This window comes from Bosea sp. PAMC 26642 (genome assembly GCF_001562255.1).
Classification (GTDB): Bacteria; Pseudomonadota; Alphaproteobacteria; order Rhizobiales; family Beijerinckiaceae; genus Allobosea.
The window spans coordinates 1,107,127-1,122,787 of the sequence record NZ_CP014301.1 but is presented as its reverse complement, the minus strand read 5'-3'; the positions used below and the strand labels follow the sequence as shown (position 1 = coordinate 1,122,787).

At 64.1% G+C, this 15,661-nt stretch carries 12 protein-coding genes and 1 pseudogene; 4 read left to right on the top strand and 9 right to left on the bottom strand.

What is annotated here, in order from left to right:
* Nucleotides 1–33: 33 nt before the first annotated feature.
* From AXW83_RS05260 to AXW83_RS05240, 5 genes are all read right to left on the bottom strand, one after another.
* Nucleotides 34–2,319, bottom strand: a complete 2,286-nt coding sequence (locus tag AXW83_RS05260) for a glycoside hydrolase family 31 protein (protein WP_066611267.1) — start codon at nt 2,317–2,319, stop codon at nt 34–36.
* A 42-nt stretch (nt 2,320–2,361) separates the two neighbouring features.
* Nucleotides 2,362–3,444: an ABC transporter ATP-binding protein gene (locus tag AXW83_RS05255; RefSeq protein WP_066611265.1), complete on the bottom strand. Its 1,083-nt coding sequence runs from the start codon at nt 3,442–3,444 to the stop codon at nt 2,362–2,364.
* 16 nt (nt 3,445–3,460) lie between these two features.
* A complete protein-coding gene (locus AXW83_RS05250; protein ID WP_066611263.1) occupies nt 3,461–4,513 on the bottom strand; it encodes a carbohydrate ABC transporter permease in 1,053 nt (350 codons plus the stop codon).
* Nucleotides 4,510–5,451 (bottom strand): carbohydrate ABC transporter permease, encoded by a 942-nt coding sequence (locus AXW83_RS05245; protein ID WP_082767460.1) that lies wholly within the window; start codon nt 5,449–5,451, stop codon nt 4,510–4,512. The genes AXW83_RS05250 and AXW83_RS05245 overlap by 4 nt, the downstream gene beginning before the upstream one ends.
* Before the next feature lie 73 nt (nt 5,452–5,524).
* The gene (locus AXW83_RS05240) at nt 5,525–6,805 is read right to left on the bottom strand and encodes an ABC transporter substrate-binding protein (protein WP_066619881.1); all 1,281 of its coding nucleotides are present in this window, start codon (nt 6,803–6,805) and stop codon (nt 5,525–5,527) included.
* A 166-nt stretch (nt 6,806–6,971) separates the two neighbouring features.
* Between AXW83_RS05240 and AXW83_RS05235 the strand changes: the two genes are divergently transcribed.
* The 3 genes from AXW83_RS05235 to AXW83_RS05225 all read left to right on the top strand — a co-directional run bounded on the left by AXW83_RS05235 (nt 6,972) and on the right by AXW83_RS05225 (nt 10,331).
* The gene (locus AXW83_RS05235; RefSeq protein WP_066611259.1) at nt 6,972–7,979 is read left to right on the top strand and encodes a LacI family DNA-binding transcriptional regulator; all 1,008 of its coding nucleotides are present in this window, start codon (nt 6,972–6,974) and stop codon (nt 7,977–7,979) included.
* 207 nt (nt 7,980–8,186) lie between these two features.
* Complete coding sequence (locus tag AXW83_RS05230) at nt 8,187–8,411, top strand: hypothetical protein (RefSeq protein WP_066611257.1); 225 nt, start codon at nt 8,187–8,189, stop codon at nt 8,409–8,411.
* A 237-nt stretch (nt 8,412–8,648) separates the two neighbouring features.
* Nucleotides 8,649–10,331 carry a methyl-accepting chemotaxis protein gene (locus AXW83_RS05225; protein WP_082766956.1) on the top strand — a complete coding sequence of 561 codons (1,683 nt, stop codon included), beginning with the start codon at nt 8,649–8,651 and terminating at the stop codon, nt 10,329–10,331.
* A gap of 106 nt (nt 10,332–10,437) precedes the next feature.
* On the opposite strand, the gene AXW83_RS05220 is transcribed toward AXW83_RS05225, so the two are convergent.
* Both AXW83_RS05220 and AXW83_RS05215 read right to left on the bottom strand, forming a co-directional pair.
* Nucleotides 10,438–11,184 (bottom strand): acetoacetate decarboxylase, encoded by a 747-nt coding sequence (locus AXW83_RS05220; RefSeq protein ID WP_066611253.1) that lies wholly within the window; start codon nt 11,182–11,184, stop codon nt 10,438–10,440.
* A gap of 13 nt (nt 11,185–11,197) precedes the next feature.
* The gene (locus AXW83_RS05215) at nt 11,198–11,980 is read right to left on the bottom strand and encodes a 3-hydroxybutyrate dehydrogenase (RefSeq protein ID WP_066611252.1); all 783 of its coding nucleotides are present in this window, start codon (nt 11,978–11,980) and stop codon (nt 11,198–11,200) included.
* 213 nt (nt 11,981–12,193) lie between these two features.
* Between AXW83_RS05215 and AXW83_RS05210 the strand changes: the two genes are divergently transcribed.
* Complete coding sequence (locus AXW83_RS05210) at nt 12,194–13,360, top strand: patatin-like phospholipase family protein (RefSeq protein WP_066611250.1); 1,167 nt, start codon at nt 12,194–12,196, stop codon at nt 13,358–13,360.
* Nucleotides 13,361–13,420: 60 nt separating this feature from the next.
* Here the strand turns inward: AXW83_RS05210 and AXW83_RS05205 are convergent, their stop codons facing one another.
* Complete coding sequence (locus AXW83_RS05205) at nt 13,421–13,657, bottom strand: magnesium transporter CorA family protein (RefSeq protein WP_066611248.1); 237 nt, start codon at nt 13,655–13,657, stop codon at nt 13,421–13,423.
* Between the two features lie 187 nt (nt 13,658–13,844).
* Nucleotides 13,845–15,466 (bottom strand): annotated as a pseudogene (locus AXW83_RS05200) (inorganic phosphate transporter).
* Nucleotides 15,467–15,661: the final 195 nt, after the last annotated feature.

Genomic DNA, 15,661 nt, shown 5'->3' with positions numbered 1-15,661 from the left:
GCGCATTCGCAGGACATCGCTGGTCGGGCGTTCTCAGTGCGGCTCGACGCACTGCGTCCGGATCATGATCTTGCCGAAGCTCGGCACATGCGCGCCCTCGCTGCTGGCGGCAAGTTCGCCAGCCTTCATCGAAAACCGTATGACCAGCCCCTGCCCTTCACGCCAGGCGCCCGTATCGCCGTCATCCTCGTAGAGTTCGCCCTTGGCGGCAGCGGGAGGTCCGAAGACCAGAACTTCGCGCAGATCCTCCTGACCCATCGGATCGCCGACCGGGATGATCGCGCCTGAGCGGACGAAGACGGGAAGCCGCCCCAAAGGCGCCTCGACGGTGACGCGGCCGCCCTGCGGAAAATGACGGCGGCTATGCCAGTCGTACCAGCCGCCGGGATTGGCGGGCAAAACGACGCTGCGCTGCGTCGCGCCTTCCTCCAGCACAGGCGCGACCAGCAGATCAGGCCCCAACATGAAGGCGTCGTCGATGGCCGCAACGGCCGGATCGTCGGGGAAATCATAGAAGAGCGGCCGCACTGCCGGTTCGTTGTCGCGGCTGGCGCGCCACATCTGTGTGTAGAGATAAGGCATCAGCCGGTATCGCAGCGAAATAGCCTCGCGCACCTGCGGGATCACCTCGGGGTGCATCCAGGGCAGATTGACGACGCCGTCGTCGTTCCAGGAGTTCATGATCATGCGCGGCCACAAGGCGCAGAACTCGTTGAAGCGGCAGAACAGCTCGGGGCCCGGCGTCGGCCCATGGAAGCCGCCGACGTCGTGACCGATGCTGAACATCCCCGACAGGCTCATGTTGAGGCCTTGCGTCAGGTTGAAGCGCAGCGTCTTCCAGGCCGTCTCGTTGTCGCCCGACCAGGTCTGGGCATAGCGCGAGATGCCGGCGCAGCCACCGCGCGTCACCGAGTACTGGCGCTTGCCGGGCTCGCGCGCGGCTTGCGCCTCATAGGAGAGTTTTGTCATCAGCAGCGCCTGGGCCGGCCGCGCCAGGCTTTGAGGAAACGGGCGGCCGTCGCCCGCGCAAACAGCGTCCTCGTCCCAGATCTCGTATTCGTTGTTGTCGTTCCAGACCGTCGTGAAGCCGTAGTCGAGCAGCGCGGTCTCGATGCCGTCGCGCCACCAGGCCCTGCCCTTGGGGTTGGTGTAGTCGAGATGGAAACCGAGCCCGTCCCAGAACTGCGCGACGGCGGGTTTGCCCGTGTCGCCGTCCTGCACAAGAAAGCCGCCATCGAGCGCCTCCTGCAGGCGCGGATGGTCGTCGAGCAGGCAGGGCTTCAGATTGGCGACCGGCTGCAGGCCCGCTGCCTTCAGCCGCGCCATGGTCGCGGCCGGATCGGGGAATTTGTCGCGGTTCCAGTTGAAGGCGTAGCGGCGATTGCCGATCTGGGTATAGCCCGAACCGAAATGGAAGCTGTCGCAGGGAATTTCGTGCTCGCGGCATTTTGCGACGAAATCGCTGATGCGGGCATCGGCATCGGGCGCGTCGGCGATCGCCATCGAGGTGCAGCCGAAGCCGAAGGACCAGCGCGGCGCGAAGGCCTGCCCGCCGGTGAGCCAGGAGAAGCGTCGCACCACCTCGGGCACCGATGGCCCCGCCATCACGTAGTAGTCGAGATCGCCGTCATCGCCGCGCCAGGAACGGAAGAGCCCGTGGTAGTTGTCGAGCGTGCAGCCGAGATCGACGCTGCCGGTGGCGAGGTTGTCGTAGAACACGCCATGCGCGCCCCTGGGCCCATCGACGATGAAGAAGGGCAGCATCTTGTAGAGCGGGTCGCTGAGCTCGGCATCGAAGCCGCACGGATCGACGGCGTCGATCGCAAAGCGCCGGCCGGTGCGGTCGAGCGGGCCAGCCTTGTCACCGAGCCCGTAATGCCGCTCGGTGTAGCCGCGCTCCATGTAGTGGGCGACCGCATGGGTCTTGTTCGAGATCAGATAGGCCTGGGTCGTCCGGTCGCGCAGGAAGGGCTCGGCTTCGCCGTCGCGGCGCCAGGCAATGCCGAAAGGCGCGAGCGTGACTTCGGCCGACAGGCCGGCGGCGGCGAGCACGACCTTGCCGTCGGCTTCGGTGACCGTGGCCGCCGGGCAGGCGAACCCGGAAAGATCATCGCGCGGACGGCCTTCATAGGCAGGCTCGAGCCCGCCTGGCGCGATCGACCAGCCGCGATCGAGCCGGTAGCCGCCCTCGCGGCGCAGGGTGACGCGGCCGATATCGCCCTCCAGGATGCGCACGACGAGGGTCGCGCCATGGCCCAGGTCGAACAGGGCGGCTTGTCCGTCGCGGCCGGCATAGCGGCCTTGCGTCAGGGCTTTCATCTCAGGCGTGCTCCGGAGCGATGGACGATAGTGAGGATGTGCTCAGACAAGCGCGGGGCGGATCACCAGCCCAGCCTCGTCGAAGAGATGCAGATGACCAGGGTCGAAGCGCAGGGCGACGTTGTCGCCGCGACCATGGGCCGTCTGGCCGTCGAGCCTGACCGTGATCTGCGGCAGGCCGGGCACGGAGCCGTAGAGATAGCTTTCGCCTCCGAGCCGCTCGACGAGTTCGATCGTCATGGCGAGCCCCGGCTCGCCGGCGCCGGCCAGCACGATATGTTCGGGTCGGATGCCGAGCGTGATCGCCGCCCCCTGCGGAAGCGCCGCGGCGATGCCGGTGTCCATCATAGTCTCATCCTTGCCCAATGCGACGGCGCCGGGGCCAGCCATCGTCGCCGGCAGCAGGTTCATCCGGGGCGAGCCGATGAAGCCGGCGACGAAGAGGTTATCGGGCGCATTGTAGAGTTCCAGCGGCGTGCCGATCTGCTCGATCCGGCCGCCCTGCAGAACCACGATCCGGTCAGCCAGCGTCATCGCTTCGACCTGATCGTGGGTGACGTAGATCATCGTGCCGCCGAGTTCGGCGTGGAGCCCGGCAAGTTCCTTGCGGGTCGCGACGCGCAGCTCCGCGTCGAGATTCGACAAGGGCTCGTCGAACAGGAAGATTTTCGGGTCGCGCACGATGGCGCGCCCGATCGCGACGCGCTGGCGCTGGCCGCCCGAGAGGGCTTTCGGCTTGCGGTCGAGATAATCGGTCAGGCGCAGCATCGTCGCGGCGCGGCGCACGCGCGCGTCGATGTCGGGCTTCTTCAGCCCCATATTCTCCAGCGCGAAGGCCATATTGGCGTAGACGCTCATATGCGGATAGAGCGCGTAGGACTGGAACACCATCGCGAGCCCGCGCTCGGAGGCCGGCAGCCCGGTCACGTCCTGCCCGTCGATTGCGATGCCGCCGGAGGTGACGTCCTCCAGTCCTGCGATGATGCGCAGCAGCGTCGATTTCCCACATCCCGAGGGGCCGACGAAGACGACGAATTCGCCATCGGCGACGGCGAGATCGACGCCGTGGATCACGGTCGTTGCGCCGAAGGATTTGCGGATGCCGCTGAGCGTTAGTTGCGCCATGAGAGATCCGTTTCGGTCATTTCATTCCTGTATTTGCGATACCGGTCGTGATGAAGCGTTGCAGGAAGACGAAAACCAGCGCGACAGGCAGCAGCGTCACCACCGTCATCGCCAGCAGGTAATGCCACTGCGTCTGCAACTCGCCCTGGAAGGCGTTGAGGCCGATCTGCAGCGTGTAGGACTCGGTCTTGGTCAGTACCGCGAGCGGCCAGAGGAACTCGTTCCAGCGCCACATGATCGAGAAGATCGCCAGCACCGCGAGCGCCGGCATGGCGAGCGGCATGACGATCCGCCAGTAGATCTGCCATTCCGAGGCCTTGTCCATGCGCGCGGCCTCGATCAGGTCGCGCGGCAGGGTCAGCATGTATTGCCGCAGGAGGAAGACGCCGGTCGGCGTCGCCGCACCCGGCAGGATCACGGCCCAGAGCGAGTTCACCAGCCCCAGATACGTGATCACGAGATAGGCCGGCACGAGGATAATGGTGATCGGGATCATCAATGTGCCGATCACCATCAGCATCGCGGTGTTCTTGCCGCGGAACTCGTAGATCGAGAGCGCATAGGCCGCCATCGAGTTGATCATCAGCGTGATCAGCGTCGCGACTACGGTTACGAACACCGAATTGCCGAGGAAGCGGGTGAAGGCGAAGCGCTCCAGCGGCTCGGTGTAATTTTCTGTCGCGAGCTTGAACCCGCGCACGGGCGTCCGCTTGTCGATCGGCACGCGGATCGTCTCGCCCGGATTGGCCGGATCGACCATCTGCGCCTGGATGCCGATGCGCCTGACCTGCGCAAGAACGCGCTTCGCGCCGTCCTCCATCGTGACCTCGAAGAGCGGCAGCCGCTGGGGATAGCCGGCCACCGTGACCTCCTGCTGCGACATGGGCAGCAGCGAGGGCGGGAATTCGAGCAGACCGGCCTGTGTCTTGAACGAGGACAGCATGAGCCAGGCCACGGGGCCGAACATCAGCACGACGCCGAAGGCGAGATAGGCGTAGGCCGCAACATCGGTCCAGTGCCAGCGTCCGGCCTTGCGGCGCGCTTTGATGAGGGTCGCGACGCCGGTCATGCGCCCTTCCTCCGGCCGGCGGCGAGTTGCGCCAGCGTCAGCGCGAACAACACCACGCCGAGCACGACGGAAGCCGCCGCCGCGAGGCCGAAATTCTGCACCTGATTGGAGAAGGCCGTCTCGTAGATGTACTGCACCACCATCAGCGTCGCCGTGCCGGGCCCACCGCCGGTCAACACGAAGACCTCGTCGAAGGTCTGCACGCCCTTGATCAGAGCCAGCACGACCACCACGACCATGTTGGGCCAGAGCAGCGGCAAGGTGATGCGGCGGAAGGCGCGCCAGCGCGGCGTCGCATCCATCTCGGCGGCCTCGTAGAGATCGGCTGGAATGGCCTGGAGGCCCGCGAGCAGGATCAGCGTGTAGAAGCCCATATGGGCCCAGATCGAGACGAAGACGGCCCAGAACATCGCCCAGCCCGGGTCGATGAAGAACAGGATCTTCTCGCCGCCGAGCGAAGTGATGCCGGCATTGAGCAGGCCGTCGCGCTGCAGGATCCATTTCCAGATCAGCGCCACGACAACTGGCGAGAGAAGGACTGGGAAGAAATAGACCGCCCGGAAGAAACCGCGACCGCGGATCTTCATGTTCAGCACCACCGCCGTCACCAGCGAGAACAGCACCATCGCCACGACCTGGAAAACCGTGAACTTCGCCGTGTTGGCGACGCCACGCCAGAAATGGTCCTCGCGGCAGGAGCCGGGATCGAGCCAGGAGCCGCAGTCGAAGAGGTAGGCATACTGCCCCGCGCCGACGAACGGCCTCTGGGAAGGGAACAGCGCCGCCCCGCCCGTCACCGAGAACACCACGTTGATGATCAGCGGTACGAAGACGAACAGGCCGAAGAAGACGAGGTTCGGCAGCAGGAAGACGTAGGCCATCCGCCGCTCGCCGAGGAGCCGCTGCAGCCCGCGCATCGGCCAGTCGACGAGGCGCATGAGTCCGGCAAGCGGGGCGGCCGCAAGGGCCGCCGCGCTGCGGCGCGGTGTGCTGGGAGCGGCCGGCACGCGATTATTTCTTGTCGCGCTCGGCGATCTGCTGGGTGATGTCGGAGGCGATGCGCTGATAGGCCTCGTCCAGGGTGGTCTCGCCCGAGATCGCCTGGCCGACACGGCTGATCACCGCATTGAAGATGATGCGGTTGTTGACATAGCCCTGCAGCTTGTAGGCGACGGGCGAGATGGTCGCGACCTGCTCGGAAAAGACTTTGAGCGCGGCCTTCGCCAGCGGGCTTCCATCCTTGTAGTCGAGCCCCTTGGCGGCGATGCCGAGATGGCCGGGCACGAACAGCGAGCGGCTGTAGAACTCGCTCAGCACCGGCTCGCTGGCAAGATACTCCATCACCTTGGCGACGGCCTCGGGGTTCTTGGTCGTCTTGATCGCGACGAGCCCTGCACCGCCCGGCATGGCGGTGCAGGCGGCGGGACCGCAAGGTGTCGGCACCGCGACCCAATCGAAGGCGTTGCCGATGGTCTTGTCGAACTGTGCGGTCTGCCAGGAGCCCGACATGTAGAGCGCGACCTGGGCGTTCTTGAACTCGTCATTGGCGCCGCGATAGGCCGCGCCCGAGACCGAGCCCCAGAGTTCCTTGGCCATGACGCCGCTCTTGTGCCAGTCGTAGACGAGCTGCGCTGCGCGCTTGAAGCCCTCGTCGATGACGGCGGGTTCGCCCTTCTCGTTGAAGAGCTTGGCGCCCTGCGAGATCGCGAGCCCGAAGAAGCGGTGGCCCGAGCGGTCCATGGCGATCGGGAACGGCGCCTTCACCTTGGCGGCGACCTCCTTGGTCGCCTTGGCCCAATCCTCCCAGGTCGCCTTCGCGCCCGGCATGGCGATGCCGGCCTGCTCGAACAGCGTCTTGTTGACGAGCGGTCCCGTCACCGTGAGCTGCGTCATAAAGCCCGGGATGGCCTTGGTGTCGCCCTCGGGCCGCATCCAGGGCAGGAACGGGCCGAAATTGGCGTCCCAATAGGCGGCATCCTTGAGATAGGGCCGCAGATCCAGCGCATAGCGCGCGATCCCGCCGAGATCGACGACGCGGGCGATGTCGGGGCCCTGCCCTGAGGCCAGCTGAACCGGCAGGTTTTCTGTGATCGCCTTGTAGGGCACCTGGTCGAGCACGACCTTGATGTCCTTGTTCTGCGCCTCGAAGCGCTTGAGCAGATCGGCGACGACCTCGCCTTCATTGCCGTCGGAGTACCAAGTCATCCGCACGGTGGTCTGCGCCTGCGCGACACTGCCTGCGGCAAGGCCGGCAACCAGTGCCAGCGTGGAAATCCAGCCCGTCCTCGTCATGATCCGCTCCATCCCTGTCGATCTTTGCGGGCGCCTCGCCGGGCGCCTTGTCCTAATTTAGGCAAACGTTTGCCTAACTTGTCAAGCCGCGCGATATTGGCCATTCACGGAGGCGGATGGTTTGCCGGCTCCGCGCCGCGTGAGTGGGCGGGAGGGACGAAAAGGCGTGAGCACGAGACGGATAGCGCCACGGGCTGCGTCGCTCGAAACCGTTGCACGCCAGGCCGGCGTCTCGGCGGCGACCGTCTCGCGCATCGTCAACGGCGAGACGCGGCGCGCTTCCCCGCAGACCATCGCGCGGGTCGAGGCCGCCGTCGCCGAACTCGGCTATCGCCCCAACCATGTCGGACGTGCCCTGCGCCGCCGCGAAAGCCGCGTCGTGGCGATGCTCGCACCCAATCTCGACAACCCGGCGATGGCCGCCATCGCGGTCTCGACCGAAGCCGCTTTGCGTGCGGCGGGCTACGTCATGATCCTGTGCGACACCCATGACCGCTCCGACCTACAGGACGAGTATCTGCAGGCAATGCGCTCCCAGCTCGTGCAGGGCTATGTCATGGTCAGCGCCGTCGCGAGCCCGGCGCTCACCGAGGCCGTCGCGCGCGGAGAGCCGGTCGTCTTCGTCAGCCGGCCCAACCCCGATGGCGGCGGCGCCTATGTCGGCATCGACAACCACGCCGCCGGCGCCACGGCCGCCGATCACTGCCTCGCGCAGGGCATCGCGCAACCCGCCGTGATCTATCCGGAGCAACCATCCGCCTCGACGCGCCAACGCGCCGAGGGTTTCGTCGAACGGCTGGTCGCGCGCGGGCTGCCTCGGGAGGCCATTCGGCAGGCGACGGCGCCGGGCCTGTCGCATATCCAGATCGGCTACGAGGCCGCCCGAACCCTGGTCTCGCAACCCGGCGGCTGGCCGCAGGCGTTGCTCTGCGTCAGCGACATGATGGCCTATGGCGCCTATCGGCTGTCGGTCGAGCAGGGCGTCGCGATTCCCGATCGATGCCTGTTGATCGGCGTCGACGGCAACCCGCTCAATGCCTGGATCGCCCCCTGGCTGACCTCGGTCCACATCCCTTACGACGATTTCGGCGGCAAGGTCGTGGCTCAGCTGGAGGCACTCTGGAGCGGCCAATTGCCTGTCGATGTGCTGCTCGCACATCGGCTCGACATTTGAGCAGGTATTGCCAGGTTCTCGTCGGGAGGACACGGGACCGTCCACCTCCCCTGCTCTTTTGAGCCGCTAATTCTCCCCTCGCAATTCGAAACGGACGGACGATTGTCGAGCCTCTGCCGGGATACGGATCCCAGTGTATCTCAGACCTCATTTCGCCGCTATTATCGAACCAGAACGCTGTTTCGCGAAACGCCGAAAGAGTTCAAAATGACAGATAGCCCCTATCAAATCGGGATCACCTTGCTGCGTTTGGTTCACAGCTACGCCGACGCCGAAGAGCTTTTCAAAGCTGCTCGTCACGCTCACCCGAACGCCAAGAAAAAAGACATCGTCTTGGCTGCCTTAGGCGTAATGATTGACCAGTCTGAGACCGACCAGGCGGCAACGAAAAAACTACACGCTCTCGCGATCGAGCAGCGCGGCGAGCTTTAGCCATCTGGCGACCCGGTTCAAACCACTCGAGAAGTCCAATCGACCGGGCGGCTGCATCGCTCGAGGTCGATCCCTTGGCTGGAAGCCTCCCAATTGTGGCAGATCGAAGCGATCAGGATCGGCCTGGCATGGCCTGTTATTGACCTGAAGATAACCGGCTAACCAATTGTCTCGATTAGCCTTCTTAACCTCGCGTTTCGTCCTTTGCCTTATCTGCGCATCGTAGTGGAGAGCGAGATGCCGCGACTAAAATTCGGTTTGACAGCGAAAATAACCAGCTTGTTCGTGCTGCTGGTCGTCGCGGTAGGGGTCGGACTTCTGGCTGGAGCGGCAGGGCTCCAGGAAATCAGAGCGATCGAGAAGGACGCGGCCATCAGCCAAGCGCTTTCAAATCGTGCGACACTCCTTGCAAGCCGCGTTGCCCAAACGTCGATACTCAGCCGGTTGGATGATTTTGAATCCGAGGCGAAAGGGAAACAGGCGATCGATCGACTTGATGAGGCAATCGAACTCGTCGATTCTGCCCGGGCCGCTTTTCGGTCCGCATTGCCGGCCGACATCAGGACCAAAAGCCCCACGCTCGATCCCAGGCTCAGAACATTCGTCGACTTCCAGAAGGGCATCGTCGATATCGGCAGGCGCGTCTCGCCCAAGGCCGCGTTGATCGAGGCAGACGCAATCGAGGCACGGGACAACGTTCGCGAGATTCTGTCTTTGACCGGCAATCTCGCGGACGGGTTCACTGCGCGCGCGCAACAGGCTGCCGGGAGGGCCGACGAACTCGCGAACTCATTGCTAGTCGAAATCGTCGTCGCCGCGATCGGGGTTCCGCTCACGGTCGCCGTTCTGGCGATGATATTTCTGCACGCGCATCTTACCCGTCCGCTGCGCGACCTGATGAAGGTGATCGAAGCTGCCGCATCCCCCCTGGATCTCGTCGAAGTCCCTCATACGCAGCGGCGCGATGAGATCGGTCAACTGGCGCGTACCGTCCGTGCCCTCGGAGATGCCCGAGCGACCCTGACCACACGTGAAGCAGAAGCCGAACTTGCCAATCTGCATTCCCATCGCCGCGCAGAAGAGCTCGGCTTGATCGCAACCGAATTCGAGGAGCAGATCACGCGACTGCTGCTCGATATCGTTACGTCCAGCGCCTCGCTGCGGGTCGGCGCGGAGGATGCGGTCGTCCGTTCGGATCAGGTGGCGAGCGTCTCGGTCGAAATATCGACCGCGGTCGTGGGCGCCGGCGTGGATGCCGATCGCATCGCCGGTGCGGCGATGCAGCTTGGCGATGTCCTGGCAAAAGTCCACTCTGATATCGAGCGGGTTGCAGTGACCGCTTCGGGGTCCAACGAGGGCGCCTCGGCAGCCGAATTCGTGTTTGCGCGGCTTTCAGAGAATACGGGGCAGATCCGAGGCGTCGTCGGCCTGATCGATGCGATCGCACGACAGACCAACTTGCTCGCCTTGAATGCAACGATCGAGGCAGCTCGCGCCGGCGTCCACGGCCGAGGTTTTTCGGTCGTCGCCAACGAGGTCAAAGTACTGTCGGCTCAAACGGCCGAGGCGACGACCCAGATCGCTGAGCGCATTGCCACCGTTGAAGCCGCACTGCTCGATGCCTCGACCGCAGTTTCGGCGATCGTCAGCAAAGTTGGCTCGGTAGAACGTACCACGACCGACATCAGCCGGACGATCAGTTCCCAGCGGACCGTCGTCGAAACCCTCAGCGCGACCGTATCGCGCATCTCAGGCGTCGCTGGGGACGCCGCCATACGCGTGCAGGAGATTGCCGAGGCGAACGCGGAATCCGTTCGCCAATCCAGAGTTGCAGCGCTTGAGATCCAGGGTCTGGATGCGCGTATCGGTGCCGTTCGTGAAGCAGCGACCCGTTTCGCGGCAAGGCTGCGAGCGGCCTGATATTGGCTGGCTTCAGCTTCCCTCTTTGACTTCGGTTTAAACCCTCTGACCAACTGCCCGGCGTCCCGCTATTTGCCTGACAACAGGCGTCCCCGCGCCGAAGCCCTCAGCCATTCATGTAGTCATGGATCTTGCGCCCGAACGGCAAGGTGAGATCGGCGATGAAGTGATGCGCGCCGATCACCCTGCGCACCGGCAAATCGGCAACGGGCGCATTCACATGCGGGACGAGGTGAAGCCGCCCGGGACCGATCCATGATCCCTTGACGGTGATATCGGTCAGGTTCAGCGCCACGAGCTGACAAATCTCGGGCTCGCCATCGACGCCAGGAATAATCTTGAGGTTGACCTGCGTCTTGGTCAGGATCTGCGTCGTCCTGACGCCATTCCCGGCCAGACTCTCGTGCTTGTAGCCCATCGTGCCCATGGCGACCTGCTGGCCGGCATATTCAAGCGTGCCGGTCAGCGTGTCCTTGACCACTTCGAGCTTGGGATGGGCATATTTCTTCGGGAAACCCCAGATCTCGCGGCCGGCCGAGATGGGCGGCTCGAGGTCGAGATACATCTGCGAGACGAAGCTGACCTCCTCCTCGCCGAACTTGCAGGGGATGACGATGCCGGTCTCGGTGTAGGTCCCGAAGCCGGATGAATCCGGCATCTTGATCCATTCGTAATGCACGATCGGCTGGGCGATCGGCTCCAGCGGCTCGGGCAGATGGTGGCGGATCAGCTCCGGATCGGTTTCGTAGCTGATGATCATGTATTCGCGGTTGACGAAGCGGTACGGGCCGGCCGGGTAACTCGGTCCCGCCAGCGGCATGGACGGCAGGTCGAGAATGTCTTTGCGGTTCATGGTCTCGCTTTCCTTACTGCGCGGTCCAGCCGCCATCGATCGGCAAGATGACTCCCGTGATCGATTTCGCGGCGTCCGACGCCAGGAAGACCGCCAGCGCGGCGACCTCCTCGCTCGTCACGAACTGCTTTGTCGGCTGGGCATGCAGCAGAACGTCGTTGATGACCTGTTCCTTGGTCAGGTTGCGGGCCGCCATGGTCTCGGGGATCTGCTTCTCGACAAGCGGTGTCCAGACATAGCCGGGGCAGATCGCGTTGGCGGTGATGCCGAAGGTCGCGGCTTCGAGCGCGACCGTCTTGGTCAGTCCGGCGATGCCGTGCTTGGCGGCGACATAGGCGCTCTTGAACGGCGAGGCGACCAGCGCATGGGCCGATGCGGTATTGATGATGCGGCCCCATTTGCGGGCTTTCATCCCCGGCAGTGCGGCGCGGATCGCGTGGAAGGCGGCAGAGAGATTGATCGCGATGATCGCATCCCATTTCTCGATCGGGAACTCTTCGATCGGCGCGACGAACTGGATGCCGGCATTGTTGACCAGAATGTCGACCGACCCGAACTCGCTCTCGACCTCCGCGATCATCGTCGCGATCGCGCCGCCATGGGCCATGTCGGCGGCACTGTAGCGCGCTTTGACGCCGAAATCGGCCTCGATAGCCTTACGCTCCGCCTCGATCTCCTCGGGCCGTCCGAAGCCGTTGATGACGATGTTGGCGCCCTGCTCCGCATAGGCGCGGGCGATCGCCAGGCCGATGCCGGAGGTGGAGCCGGTGACGACGGCAGTCTTGTCCTTCAGCATAACGGTGCTCCTCGGGCCTGGCTGGTCATGGCGGCGAATACCGCGCTGCGAAAGCCATGGCCGAGCCCTGACGAATGAAACTGACGTTGGGATGAAGCTTGGCTGACGGATCCGTGACAGACCTTCAGGCCCGTTGGCGTCATATCGCTGTCACCTCCGCAGTTTCAGCAATGATCCTTGTTGCAGTGCGAACGATGCAGGGATCACCAAGCCATGAACGCGTCCACAGCCGTATCCCTGCCCGATAGCCGCTATCTCGGCTGGCGTCCCGACCGCTGCGACCGGGTCGCGCTGGTGTTGCAAGGTGGCGGCGCGCTAGGCGCCTATCAGGCCGGGGTCTATCAGGCCTTGCACGAGGCCGATATCGAGCCGGACTGGGTCTCCGGCGTGTCGATCGGCGCCATCAACTCGGCCCTGATCGCCGGCAACCCCCGCGAGCGGCGGCTGGAGCGGCTGCGGGAGTTCTGGGACCGCATCACCGACCGCAAGGTCTGGCTCTTTACGCCCGAAGGCGACGTCTTCCGCCAGGCACGCAATGCGACGTCGTCTTTCTTCACGACGTTGTTCGGCCAGCCCGGCTTCTTCGAGCCGCGTCGCAGCAGCCCGTGGTTCGCCGCGGCCGGCGCGACCGATGCGACGAGCTTCTACGATACCTCGCCCTTGCGCGAGACGCTGCTGGAACTGGTCGATTTCGACCTGATCAACAGTCAGGCGGTGCACTTCTCCGTCGGCGCGGTCAATGCGATGTCGGGCAACTTCGTCTACTTCGACAATATGCGCGAGAAGATCGCGCCCGAGCACATCATGGCCTCGGGTGCGCTCCCGCCGGCTTTCCCGACGGTCCAGATCGGCACCGATCACTTCTGGGATGGCGGCATCGTCTCCAATACCCCGCTCCAGCATTTGCTGGATCAGGAAGACACGTTGAATTCACTGATCTTTCAGGTCGATCTGTTCTCGTCGCGCGGCCCGCTGCCCCGGACGTTGCAGGACGTCATGGGGCGGCACAAGGACATCATGTACTCGTCGCGCACGCGCTATACGACCAACCTGTTCCAGCAATTGCAGAGCTGGAAGAAGAAAGCGCATGAAGCTCTCTCGGCCGTACCGGAAGAGAGCCTGAGCGCTGAAAACCGCCAGTTGCGCGACGAACTCGCGAAACTGCCGGAGCATACCATCCTGCAGCTGATCTATCAGCAGAAAACCTATGAGAGCCACGCCAAGGATCACGAGTTTTCACGGACCTCGATGCGCGACCATTGGCATTCGGGCTATGAGGATACCCGGCAGACCTTGACCCGATCGGACTGGCTGACGATCCCGCCCGACGGCGCCGGAATCGTCGCGCACGACGTGCATCGCGATTTCGAGCGACGCTGAAAGCCCGTCCGTAAAAGACACGCCGCCAAGCGAGGCGCGTCTGCCTGCTTCGAGCCTTGGTCAGCCGAGGATGCCGCGGCGCTTCAGCACGACCATCGCACCCCAGGCGGCGGCGATGCAGATCAATGCGACATAGGTAAAGCCGAGCCCGTCATCCGCCCAAGGGCACACCCTTGGCGTTGATGCCCCAAAGCCCGTGACGAAGGTTGCGGGCAAGAAGCCGAGGGTCAGAATCGAGAGCACGTAGAGCTGCCGGTTCGAAGCCGGCCGCCATTTTGCCGAGTTCGAGCTGCTCATCACGCGGCTGCAGGCGCGGACGGCCCTCTTCGTCGAAACGATAGGCCCCAGATGATGCCCATCCGGGATTGCACGTCAGGATGCAGGGCGGGCGCGATTCGTCAGGGCGACCTCGCTTACGATCGAAGTCAAAACAGCCGCGGGCGAACCGCCCGCGGCGCCGTCGTCGGATTGCTGGCGGCGGGTGTCAGAACACCTGGCGCAGGATGATGAAGAGCGTTCCCGAGATGAGAATGGCGCAGGGCAGCGTGAGCACCCAGGCCATCAGCATGTTGCGCACGGTCGACATCTGCAGCCCCGACTTGTTGGCCGCCATGGTGCCGGCGACGCCCGAGGACAGGATGTGCGTGGTCGAAACCGGCAAGCCATAAACATCCGCGGCCGCGATCGTGGCCGCGGCGACGAGTTCGGCGGAGGCTCCCTGAGCGTAGGTCAGGTGCGACTTGCCGATCTTCTCGCCCACTGTGACGACGATGCGTTTCCAGCCGACCATCGTGCCCAGGCCGAGCGCGAGCGCGACCACGACCTTGACCCAGAACGGAATGAACCGGGTCGCGTCGTCAAGGGATGCCTTGTAGGCGGTCATCACCTTCAGATCCTCCGGCGTGAAGATCTTCTCTTCCTTCTTGTCGGCCTTGAAGATGTGCTTGATCGATTCCGAGGCGAGATACATGTCGTTGCGGGCGTTGCCCACGGTGGCCGCCGGGAATTTCGACGGGTGGCCATAGGTCTCAAGCTGCTTGACGATCTCCTTGTTCAGCGCCGACAGCGCCGGGAAGGTCGTGTCGTCGATCTTCCTTTCAGAGACGTAGCGCGTCACGTTCTGGCGCGGATCGCCGATGATGGCGTAGCCGAGCGCCTTCTGGTCGATCACGCGCTGGCAGCGATCGCGGTCTTGCGGAAATTGTCGAGATCGCCGGCAGGAATGGCGCGGTTCAGAGCATAGGCTGTCGGTGCGCAGCCGATCAGGATCAACATGATCAGGCCCATGCCCTTCTGGCCGTCATTCGAGCCATGGGCGAACGAGACGCCGGTGCAGGTCGCGATCAGCACGCCGCGGATCCAGAGCGGCGGCGGCTTGTTGCCCTTGGGCTCGGCATAAAGTTCGGGGTTCTTGACCAGGATCTTGAGGGTAAGGAAGACGAGCGCCGCGGCGCAGAATCCGAACAGCGGCGAGATCAGCAGCGACTGGCCGATTTCGATCGCCTTGCTCCAGTCGATGCCGGAGGTGCCGTTCGAGGAACTGGTGAGCTGGTTTGCGAGACCGACACCGATGATCGAGCCGATCAGCGTGTGCGAGGACGAGGCCGGCAGGCCAAGCGCCCAGGTGCCGAGATTCCAGAGGATCGCGGCGATCAGCAGCGCGAAGACCATGGCGAAGCCCGCGCCCGATCCGACGTTGAGGATCAGTTCAACGGGCAGGAGCGAGATGATGCCGAAGGCGACCGCGCCGCTGGCCATCATCACGCCGAGGAAGTTGAAAAATCCTGACCAGACGACCGCGACATTGGCCGGCATCGCATGGGTGTAGATCACGGTCGCGACCGCGTTGGCGGTGTCGTGGAAGCCGTTGACGAACTCGAAGCCGAGCGCGATCAGCATCGCGACGCCGAGCAGGGCGAAAGGCAGCCAGGTCGTCGCCGGAGTGCCGGCAGAGCTGATGTCCTGGTAAAGCGAAAAGGCCATATAAGCCAAGCCGGCGGTCATGATTCCGGCAAAGAACGCGAGGGCGCCGAGGCCCTTGGGCGCGTCGAGTTTAGGCTTGTCAGCGTCCTGACGAGCGGCAGTGTCCAAAGCGATACTTGACATGATGAATGACCCCCAGCCCACATGGCGATCGACAAGTGAGCCGCGAATCTGACGTTGCGATGACACCTTGTCGCATGATTGGTCGGGTTTCAGGCGCATGGTCCACGCCTTCATCCCAACGTCATTTGAGCCGGCGAGATTGCCACGCTGGCAGTGGGTGCGTCTTGCCGCCGTTTGGCTTCAGGCTTGCCGCGA